The organism is Streptomyces sp. NPDC006265, from assembly GCF_040613555.1.
Taxonomy (GTDB): Bacteria; Actinomycetota; Actinomycetes; order Streptomycetales; family Streptomycetaceae; genus Streptomyces.
The window spans coordinates 1-10,614 of record NZ_JBEXSH010000243.1; the positions used below are offsets into that span (position 1 = coordinate 1).

Below are 10,614 nucleotides of genomic sequence, written 5' to 3' on the forward strand. Positions count from 1 at the left end.
CAACACCGTCGACGGCGCCCGGATCGCCGTCGACGACCTGCGCGCCCCGAACACGCCCTCCGCCCACGGCACGGTTGACGCGGTGAGCGCCGCCGGAGCCGAGGGCGTCGCCCGCATGCTCGCCCCACTGCGCCTGTCGGCCGAGTCGGCGGCCGAGGGCACGCCCGTGTCCGGCCCGGTGGACTTCCCTGCCCTCCTGGGCATCGACGACCCGGCCGATCTCGACCTGCGCCGCCTGTGGGCGCCCCGCGGCGAGAGGGACTTCCTGCGCGTCCCCATCGGCCTCACCGACCGCCACGAGCCGGTGCTGCTGGACCTGAAGGAGTCCTCGCAGCTCGGCATGGGCCCGCACGGACTGTGCGTGGGCGCCACCGGCTCCGGCAAGAGTGAACTGCTGCGCACCCTCGTCCTCGCCCTCGCCGCCACCCACTCCCCGGAAGACCTGGCCCTCGTCCTGGTCGACTACAAGGGCGGCGCCACTTTCGCCCCGTTCGCGGAACTCCCCCACGTGGCCGGTGTGATCACCAACCTGGAGAACCAGGCCGGCCTCGTCGAACGCGTCCACTCCAGCCTGGCCGGCGAGGTCAAACGCCGCCAGCAGGTCCTCAAAGACGCCGGGAACATCGCCGACATCGGCCACTACACCGCCCTGCGCGAAGCGACCCGCCCCGACCTGGAGCCCCTCCCCCACCTGTTCGTCGTCATCGACGAGTTCGGCGAACTCATCACCGCCAAACCGGACTTCATCGACCTGTTCCTGTCCATCGGCCGCATCGGCCGCTCCATCGGCGTTCACCTGCTGCTGTCGAGCCAGCGCATCGAGGGCGGCAAACTCAAGGGCCTGGACACCTACCTCTCCTACCGGCTCGGCCTGCGCACCTTCTCCGCGGACGAGTCCCGCACCGTCCTCGACACCACCGACGCCTTCCACCTCCCGCCGCTGCCGGGCTTCGGCTACCTCAAGGTCGACACCTCCACCTACGAGCGCTTCAAGGCCGGATACGTCTCGGGTCCCTACCGCGGACCGGCCCAGCGCGACCAACGCGACGAAGAGCCACTCGCCCGCCCCTACCCGGCGTACAACACCCCTCTGGAATCCGAGGCGGTGGACGAGCCTGTCGTTCCCCAGCGGGAAACCGGCCCGACGGTCCTGTCCGTCATGGTCGGCCAACTCGCCACAGCAGCACCGCCCGTACGCCGCATCTGGCTGCCCCCACTGCCCGACGCCACCACTCTCGACACGGCCGCGGGCCCGCTCCGAGCCGACACAGACGGTGTGCGACTCGCCCACACAGGCGGACCGATGCACGTCCCGCTCGGCGTCCTGGACAATCCGGCACGACAGTGGCAGCAACCGTGGCAGCTGGACCTGACCGTCGCCGGCGGGCACACGGCCGTCATCGGAGGCCCGCAGTCCGGCAAGACCACCCTCCTGCGCACTCTCGCCCTCTCCCTGGCCCTCACCCACACCCCGTCCGACGTCGCCGTCTACGGCGTCGACCTCGCAGGCGGCGGCCTGTCCGCCCTGTCCGCCCTGCCACACGTCGGCGGCATCGCCTCCCGCGCCGACCACGAGCGGGCCGCCCGCACAGTCGCCGAGGTGCGCGGCATGCTGGCGATCCGCGAGGAGGTGTTCCGCGAACACGGCATCGACTCCGTCGACCAACTGCGCCACCTGCGCTCCGAGGGCCGGCTGCCTGACCTGGCCGCCACCGACATCGTGCTGATCATCGACGGATACGGCGCCCTGCGCGACGAGTTCGCCGACCTCGACGACGCGGTGGCCGACCTGCTCAAACGCGGCGGCGGCTACGGCATCCACGTCGTCGCGGGCATGCTGCGCTGGAACGACGTCCGCATCGCCACCCAGTCGATGTTCGGCACCCGCGTCGAACTGCGCCTGAACGACCCGGCCGACTCCTCCATCGACCGCAAACTGTCCGAGACCCTCGCCCCCGACACCCCCGGCCGCGTCCTGACCGACGGCAAGCTGTTCGCGCAGGTCGCGCTGCCCCGCATCGACAACCGGCCGGAGACCGGCGACCTGGGCCCGGCCCTCGAACGCACCGCCCGCACGATCCGCGCCTCCTGGCACGGCGAACTCGCCCCGCCCGTACGGGTCCTGCCCACCCGCCTGCCCGCGGACAAGCTGCCGTCACCGGCCACCGAACCGGCGGCGATCCCCGTGGGCGTTGACCAGGAGACCCTCTCACCGGTCCTGCTCGACCTGTTCGGCACCGACCAGCACCTGTTGATCCTCGGCGACAACGAGTGCGGCAAGACCAACCTGCTGAAGCTCATCGCCACCCAACTCGTCCAGCGGCACAGCGACAAGGAACTCGTCTTCGGCGTCTACGACCCCCGCCGCGGCCTGCGCGGCGTGGTCCCCGAGCCCTACCGTGGCGGCTACGCCCACAACGCCAAGCTCGCGGGCGCATTGTCCACCGGCATCGCGGCAGAGCTGGAGAAGCGCCTTCCGGATACCGCGGACCCCGACGCCCCGATGACCGACGAGCTCTCCTTCACCGGCCCCCGCATCGTCATCCTGGTCGACGACTACGACATCCTCACCACGGCCGGGCAACAGCCGTTGGCGCCCTTCCTGCCGTACGTCTCCTCCGCGCAGGACATCGGCCTGCACTTCGTCATCGCCCGCCGCGCCGCCGGATCCTCCCGCGCGCTCTACGAACCCCTCCTCACCACCCTGCGCGAAACCGGCACCACCGCCCTCGTCATGACCGGCGACCGCAGCGAAGGCCAGCTCTTCCCCGGCCTTTACGCCTCCCAGCAGCCGCCCGGCCGGGGCACACTCGCGCGCCGCGGACGGCCCCACCAGCTCATCCAGACCGCCCTCGCAGACGAAGAAGGCCCGTGACCAAGGACGTCATCGCCCTCACCCCCGAGATGCCGGACCTGCCCACCCTGCTCGCGGGCCTGTACGCCGGCGGCCCCGACCTCGGCGTGAACACCGCAGCCGACGGCGCGGTCGTCCAACTCTGCTCCCCCGACGGCCGCCCCCTCGTCTCGGTGGAGACGCCCATCCTCGTCCAGGTGCCCGGCGAGGCCACCCGCCTCCTCGGCCACGCGGTGGAGGAAGCGCCGGTGTGGTGGACCGAAGCCCGCGCCTCGACCGCCGTGGCCGAAGCAGCACGCCTCGCGGGCTCCTTCGCCGGCCGCCTGGTCACCGTGCTGGGCGGGACGGTATGGCCGCCGGAGGCCGCAACCACTGACGTCGTCCCCCTCACCACCGACGTCTCCGCGATCCCGGCCCCGGCAACCGGCAGCCCTGCCGTGGACGTTCTCACGGGCACCACCGCCGTGGTCATCCAGGACCGCCCCTTGATCGCCATGACCAGCTGGCTCTCCGACGCCCTGCGCACCGCGACCGGCTCCGACCGGGCCTTGCAGATCGTCACCCCGCCCACGGCGCGACTCACCTTGCCGACCCGTAACGCCCTGCGTGGCCTGCCCAACCGCTGGGTCGTCCAGGACCCCGAGCACGGCTACTACGACGGCCTCTCCGGCGCCGTGCTCCATTGGAAGAACGGCACTTTCACGCCCGTACAGGACGAGCAGGGTGCCACCAGGGCCGCCGAGGCCTTCGCCCCCGCACCTGACACCGGCGACCGCCAGCTGATCCTCACTCTGCGCACCCGCCATCCCGCCGACGAGAACCTCATCCTGGGGCGCGCCCTCGAAACGGCCTTCCGGCACCTGACCGGCGCACCGCCCGCGGGCTGGAGCACCGCAGAACCGGTCAACCTCCCTTGGTCCACCCGCCAGCTGACCGACCTGGCCCGCGCCCGCGCTCCCCGGCCCACCTGGCTCGTCGCGGTCGGACACCCCGACCGGCCCGCCGTGGCCACCGTCCGAGTGCTGCGCACACCGGCGGGGGTGGAGGAGGACATCACCTTCGCGCTCGGCTACGGCCGTGACGAGACACCGCCCCTGGACGCCGTCGAGGAACTCGCGACCGCGCTCGACGCCGAGCACGGCCTCGTCACCCTGCTCACGTCGCTGCGCGCTGCGCGCCGCGACCTCACGGTGCCGCCGCGCTTGGAAGCCCCGCCCGTTCCGGTCGCGTTCACGCTCGGCAGTAACGAGGTCGAGGCCGTCGGCCGGGCCCGTGCGGGACACCCGCCTCTCGGGCCGACCCCGACTGGGCTTGGGCCCGAAGGCAAACCCGCACTCCACTATGTCTTGGGCAACGGATCCACCGCCCATTCCGTGAGCGTGTTCCAACGCCTCATCCAGCATCTGACACGCGACTGAGGCCTGCCTGTCGCGTATGCCGGGGGTCGGCAAGGGCAGCTCGTCCGCATCAGCCGTCGTACTGAAAGCGCACCGACTCGCCGAGCACTGAGCGGGCACTCTCGAAGTCGGCCAGTCGGGCCGCCACCGTGGCCGTGGCGAGGCGTTCAGGAAGAGCTGCGGAGAATTTCAGCCCGCGTACGGCCCGTCGGTCCACGTCGGGCAGGACGAGGTTCTCGCCGACGCTCTCGCGGGCCACACGCCATTCGGCCGGGGTGAGGTTCTCACGCAGGCGCAACCAGCTGTCGGCAGGCCGTTGCAGTGGGTCGGTGATCGACTGGAGGGTGGCCGCCAGGGTGGCGTTGGCGCGGTAGCCGGCCCAGGTCCACCAACGGACGTCGGAGCCGACGCGCGTGATCAGCGTGCCGCCCGGGTGGACGGTGTCGGGCGCGTCGGAATCGCGTTGTTCGGTCAGGCAGGCTTCCGCACGCCGCGTCAGGGAGATTGGCGGGGTGGCGCCCAGCAGCACCTCGCGCATGGCACGGGTCAGCGCGAACGACAGTCCGGCGACGCCGCCGTTCATCCACTTGGCGATTCCGCCGCCGTCGGCCGGCTCGACGAAGACGCGCTTGCGCAGCCAGTCGATGTACGTGACCTGCCAGCTGCGTCCACCGAGCAGCAACCGCCTCGGGCCTGGGCGTTCCTCCGTGAGCACGCTCGGATCGGTGCGTCCGATCTCCGTGCGTCCGGACAGGACGGTGAACTGCGGGGGAGCGGTGAACGAGGCGGTGAGTTCGATGAAGTGCCTCTTACCGAAGCGCCGTTCCGCCTCGGGACCGACGAACAGCAGCCCCCCGTCGCTGTCGAGAAAACCCTCCCCGGTGAGGAAGCGCAGGATGGGGGCGGCGGACTTGTCGAACGGGGCGAGACCGTTCCACTGCCGGTCCCACAACTGGTCGCCGAGCTTGTGCTGTTGCAGGGTGACGGCGAGCAATTGCTGGGCCACCAGATGGCGCGGCTCGGGCGGGGGGACGACGGGTTCCACCCACCCCCGCGACCACAGCAGCAACAGGCCCGCCGCCTGCAGCAAGGTGTCCTCGCGGGTGGTGAGGAACAGGCAGTTCCGCACCGTCCCGGCTCGTCGGCCGGTGCGGCCGATGCGCTGCAGGAACGAGGCGACGGAGGCGGGCGAGTCGATCTGGATGACACGGTCGAGGTCACCGACGTCGATGCCCAGTTCGAGGGTGGACGTGGAGACGATGACACAGTCGCGCGCTTCGGCGAACGCTTGCTCGGAACGGGCACGCTCGTCGACGGAGAGCGAAGCGTGGGACAGGAACACCGTCACCTCGCGCGCCCGCAGCGCCGCGCCCAGTTCCTCGACCTGTCGGCGCGAGTCGCAGAAGACGAGCCGCTTCTCCCCCCTGTGCAGTGCCGCGATGAGCTTGGCCGCGTTGTCGAGTGAGCCGACGTAGTCGAGTTCCACTTCGCCTGCGGGCCTGCGGGACGCCCCGGCACTCGCTCTGTCGCCGTGTCCGCTGCCGCCGGTGGCCGGCAGGTGCACTCCCGGAGCGACCACCTGACCGGTGCGGCTACCGGCGCCCGCGCCTTGCAGCCAGTGCAGCAACTCGGCCGGGTTGCCTACGGTCGCAGAGAGCCCCACGCGCTGGATCGGCCGTCCGGTGAGCCGCTCCAACCGTTCGAGTACGGCGAGCAGGTGCCATCCTCGGTCATCCGCTGCGAACGCGTGTACTTCGTCGACAACCACGGCTCGGACGCTTCCCAACAGACGGGCGTGGTCGGTCTTGACGCCGATCAGCATCGCTTCGAGCGACTCGGGCGTGGTCAGCAGGATGTCCGGAGCCTCGGCCCGGATGCGCTGCCGCCTCGATTCCTTGGTGTCGCCGTGCCATAGGGCAGCGCGTCGCCCCAGCCACTGGGCGTATGAGTCGACTCGGACGGCCAGGTTGTTGAGTAGTGCTTTGAGCGGACACAGATACAGCACAGAGGTGCCGGTCCACTTCTGTTCGGTCATCGCCGACAGCAGGGGAAAGCAGGCGGCCTCCGTCTTGCCGCCTGCCGTCGGAGCCAGCAGTACGGCGTCCCGGCCCTGCATGAGTGGTGTGATCGCCGCCCGCTGCAGGGGGCGCAGATCGGGCCAGCCGAGGGTGTTGACGATGTGATGCAGGACGACGGGGTCGAGTCGGTCCAGTACGTCGGCTTCTCCGTCACCCGGACTTTTCCCGGCCGGGATTCCCGAGTCCGCCATCACAGCTCCAGGTCGATGTCATCGGCCGACGCGGAGCCCCCGGAGGCCGTGGCCGCCAGATTGCGCTCCACGTCGGTGAGTTCGCTGCCCGCGACGGTGAGCCGGTAGTGCCGCCGGGGGTCGAAGTCGTCGAACTGGTCCACGCGGTCGAGCACATCCCCGACGAGCTTCTTCAGGAACAGCCGGGGAGCGACGCCGACCTTCCCGCCCAGCGCCCCGCCGACGGCCACCGCGAGGTCCGCGACATAGGCGTCGTCGACGACCGTGCGCACACGCTCCGGCATCTCCGCGGCATCGGCGTACAGGTCACGGATGGTGAGGCCCAGTCCGATCAGTGACTCCTGGTTGAAGCCTGGGAGCCTGATCTGCACGGCTCGGGGGTTGTCGAAGCGCGGGTCGGTCGTGAAGTCGGTGGCCAGCCTCTGAGCGAGCGGGGCAAGGCGCTGTGCGCCCTGCTGACCGTCGTAGAAGGCCGGAGTGCCCGTGATGACGAGATAGAGGCCGGGGAAGCGGCCGGAGTGCACCTCGTCGATGAGCTGCCGCAACGCGTTGAGTGCCTTGTCACGGGCGTCCGACCGGACCCGCTGCAGTGTCTCCACCTCGTCCAGGACGACGAACAGCCCAGTGTGCCCGGAGTCGCGCAGTACGGTGAGGAGCCCCTGCAGGAATCCCAGCGCACCGAAGTGGTCGAGGTCGCCCCGTACCCCCGCGGACCGGCGGGCGGAGGCGGCGACGTGCGGCTGACCTCCGAGCCACGCCAGGACCGCGGCGGCGGTCGCCTCGTCGCCGTCCGCGAGGGCGGCCCGGTGGCCGCGCAGAGCGGTGGCGAACGACGGGGCGTGCCGGGAGACCTCGGCGAGCCGTGCGACGAGCAGCTTCTCGACCTCACCCGGAAGCTCGTCCTCGGTGGCGCCGGCCGCGAGGGCGTCCTCCTCCAGGGCGTAGAACCAGGCGTCGACCACGGGCCGCAGCGCGCTGGGCGGGAAACTGGAGGTGGTGAGCCGTTCGGTGAGCCGTCGGTAGACCGTCTCCAGCCGGTGCAGCGGGGTCTCGTTCTCCGAGATCTGGATCTCGGCCACGGCGAAGTTGCGGCGCTTGGCGCGCTCCCCCAGCCAGCGGGTGAAGAAGGTCTTGCCGGACCCGTACTCACCCCGCACGGCCTTGAACACGGAGCCGCCGGATGCCACGGCGTCCAGTTCCGCGTCCAGGGCCGCCTCGAACCGGTCGAGTCCTGTGGCCAGCAGATCTAGTCCGCTGTCGGGGACCGCGCCGCGCCGAAGCGCGTCGATGACGGTACGGCGACGGGCGGCGCTCACCTGTGCGGGGCGCTGGGGTCCGGTGGTGCTCACAAGGACCAGTCTTCCATTTCCGCGTCCATGCCGGTCCGGCGACCGGGAGACGGTCGGCGGTCGGTCCGGCCTGACCGGAGCACCGTGGCGAGGCGCCCACTTCGTTGAATCGGTTGACGGTCACCGGGAGACGCTGCTGGAATCACTCTCCGTACATACGCCAGGGTGGGAGTGGGACGAACGTGGCGGCACTCGACAATGTGAAGCTGACTGGGAGGCCCTGAAATGGCCCAGCATGCCCAGGGAGCAGTTCATCGGCCGTCTGAAACGAGTCAAGGACATCCGTAACCGGATCGCCCACTTCGACGAGAAGCCGCTTCCGCAGGAGCTGCTCGACGAGCTGAGGACGTTCGCCAAGGTGTTGCGGGCGTTCGTGTCGTGAGGATGCGGGTGGCTGCGCCACCGGGGCGAAGCTGCGCCGGGCACAGCCGCGGTGTGGTGAAGTGCGTTGCTTCGCCCACTAGTTGAACGATATTCTGGCTCCACTTGCCTCTCCACTCTCGGAGGCCTCTTTGCTCTGCTCGCTGCACGCGTACACATCAGCAACCAGCTGGTTGCGGGCCCCGTAGCGCCCGTACGCGCAGCGCTGGAGATGAGACGCGACTGACCTCGGTCAGCCGTGTCCGTTTGCAGCCAGCGAGTCTTCATGGAGGAACGGTGTCGATCCACTCGACCCAGCACACCTGTAACCACCCGGCGCGTGACATCACCATCGTCACTCTCGCGTCTGGTGTGGGTTCACTCGGCACTGCTGTCGTGACGATGGCGCTCCACGCCAGCCCGTTGGCAACTCTCACCACCAGCGGCGCCGCCTTCATCGCTGTCCTCACCGCGGGCATGAACGTGCTCAAGCACGTCCGGCGCGACTCGTAGTGCGCTCCGGGGCGCCCCGCTTCAACTGGGGCGCCCCCGGCCCGACGGACGCCGGAGGCGCCCCTGACGCTGTCTGTCAGCCCACCCCGAGAGCGAACTGCTCACGCAGCAGAGCCTCTTGGAGCCGTAGCGTGCGCCCGTCCGGCAAGGTCTCCAGCACCTGGACGCCGTCGTAGTTGAGGAGCTGCCTCAGGACCGCGGCGAAGCCGTCGCCCCTGCTGGTGGGCATGCCCGCACGCTGGGCGAGCGCGGTCACGGGCAGGGTGCCGCCCGCGTCGAGCAGGGCGGCGAGGGCCTTGTGGACCTGCTCCTGCTGGGGCTTACGGGCCAGACCGTCGAGCTGTACCTGATACGTCTCCGAGTCGAGCAGCGCCGTGACGAGCGCTTCGGTCCGGGAGACGACGACCGGCGTGAGCAGGGCGTCGTCTCCTCCGGCGGTCAGTGCCACGTCGAAGAGAGCGTCGGGCAGCGTCCCGGGCTCCGGTTGCTTCTTCCGGGGTTTCGCCGTCCCCTTCTTCGGAGCCGCAGCGGCCGGCTGGGCCGAACGCTCGCCGGATGCCGTCCTCCCCGCCTCTTCCGGAGCCCACCAGGGTGGCCGCTGGTCTCCCAGCTCCCGCCACCCCTTGGGTGGTTCCGCGCCGAACGGCAGGAATGCGAGCACCGGGATGGTGAACTCGGCGAGGGAGGCCCCGCCGTGGTAGCCGGCCTTGAGGGCGGTGTAGCGGGAGTCGGCGTCCCAGAGCGCGACGATGGATGCGCCGGGTTCGGGCCAGACCACGCGCGTCCCTGAAAGGGCGATCTCCCGTTCGCCGAGCGGGCCCCCGGGCAGTCGGTGGCGCGCGGACGCGGGCTCGGTGACCGCGTCGGCCTTCGTGCCGTGCCGGTCGACGACGTGGCCGTGGTCGCTGGTGACGATGACCGCCATGCCCTGGGCCGCCGCCACCCGCAGCAGATCGCGCAGGCCGGGTACGTCGTCGACCCGCCACGCCCCGTCGCCCAGCTTCTGTTCCCTGGCGAGGCGGTCGTCGATAGCGTTGAGCACGACGGCGACATGGGTCCTGCCGTCGGTGAGCGCTTCCGTGAGCGCCGGGCCGAAGGCGTCACCCGCGGTCTCGGTGCGCAGGTCGTCCTTGTGGAAGGCGGCGGCCGGGGCCCCGCTCCACAGCTTCAGCGCGGGGAAGATCCTCTTCTCGTCGGCCTGGGTGCCCTTCATCAGGGTGCCGGCGAAGAGCGACGTCCGGGACACGGCCGTCACGGTGGGGAGGGCGGCTGCCATCGCCCGCCGGCGCGGGGTGTCCCCGCCCAGCGGGTCGAACTCCGCCCAGGAGCGGCGCAGTTCCTCGCCGAGATCGTTCGCTATGGCCGCGCTCATGCCGTCCAGCACGAGCAGCAGCACCCGCCGCTCCTCCTCGCGCCGGACGACGGGTCCGACCACACGGTCGAGGAAGGTCTCGACGGTGAGCATGCCGCCGGGATGGGTGCCTGCCTCGGTCCAGCCGGCCAGCGAGCGCGCGAAGGAAGCGTCGATCTGCCTCCGCAGGTCCCTGACGCGCGTGCCGAGCGTGTCGTAGGCGGCCTTGAGGACGGGGTCCGGGTCGCCGCCGGCCTCGATGTGCTCCAGGGCGAGGTCGGCCCAGCCCGTCTCGGCGACGTGTCGCTGTACGGCGTCGGCGACGGTGGAGGCGTCGGCGGACGGGTCGGTGGCCAGCAAGCGGGCGAGACGCTGCGCCATGCGGGCGCGTTCGATCCGGGCGGACTCCTCCGGATCGGCGGCGAGCCTGTGCTGCGCGAGCCGTCGCACGGCCTCCTCGACCGCGGCCGTGTCGCCCGCCGACAGCGCCTGACCCACGGCGGTGAACCGGGCTTCCAGTC

Annotated in this window: 6 protein-coding genes and 1 pseudogene; 4 read left to right on the plus strand and 3 right to left on the minus strand. The window is 70.9% G+C overall.

The features are described 5' to 3' along the window. Positions 1-2,875, plus strand: a 2,875-nt coding sequence (eccCb, locus tag ABZ281_RS20535; protein ID WP_356657421.1) for a type VII secretion protein EccCb, incomplete at its 5' end; no start/stop codon positions are given. Beyond that, positions 2,872-4,272: a DUF6177 family protein gene (locus ABZ281_RS20540; protein WP_356657423.1), complete on the plus strand. Its 1,401-nt coding sequence runs from the start codon at positions 2,872-2,874 to the stop codon at positions 4,270-4,272. The genes eccCb and ABZ281_RS20540, both read left to right, overlap by 4 nt. 49 nt (positions 4,273-4,321) lie before the next feature. Here the strand turns inward: ABZ281_RS20540 and ABZ281_RS20545 are convergent, their stop codons facing one another. Both ABZ281_RS20545 and brxD read right to left on the minus strand, forming a co-directional pair. Continuing rightward, positions 4,322-6,520, minus strand: coding sequence for a DEAD/DEAH box helicase (locus ABZ281_RS20545; RefSeq protein WP_356657425.1), 2,199 nt, complete (start codon positions 6,518-6,520; stop codon positions 4,322-4,324). Beyond that, on the minus strand, positions 6,520-7,869 hold the full coding sequence (gene brxD, locus ABZ281_RS20550; protein ID WP_356657427.1) for a BREX system ATP-binding protein BrxD: 1,350 nt from the start codon (positions 7,867-7,869) through the stop codon (positions 6,520-6,522). Before brxD ends, ABZ281_RS20545 begins: the two co-directional genes overlap by 1 nt. Before the next feature lie 202 nt (positions 7,870-8,071). Here brxD and ABZ281_RS20555 point away from each other — a divergent pair. Both ABZ281_RS20555 and ABZ281_RS20560 read left to right on the plus strand, forming a co-directional pair. Beyond that, positions 8,072-8,251, plus strand: a pseudogene (locus tag ABZ281_RS20555) (CBS domain-containing protein); the annotation flags it as partial. Between the two features lie 275 nt (positions 8,252-8,526). After that, positions 8,527-8,742: a hypothetical protein gene (locus ABZ281_RS20560; RefSeq protein WP_329329091.1), complete on the plus strand. Its 216-nt coding sequence runs from the start codon at positions 8,527-8,529 to the stop codon at positions 8,740-8,742. Between the two features lie 76 nt (positions 8,743-8,818). Here ABZ281_RS20560 and pglZ read toward each other — a convergent pair. After that, positions 8,819-10,614: BREX-2 system phosphatase PglZ (gene pglZ, locus ABZ281_RS20565; protein WP_356657429.1), on the minus strand; the 1,796-nt coding region annotated here is incomplete at its 5' end.

Coding starts and splice junctions, on each gene's coding strand:
- ABZ281_RS20545 (WP_356657425.1), bottom strand. CDS start 6,520: ATGGCGGACTCGGGAATCCCGGCCGGGAAAAGTCCGGGTGACGGAGAA.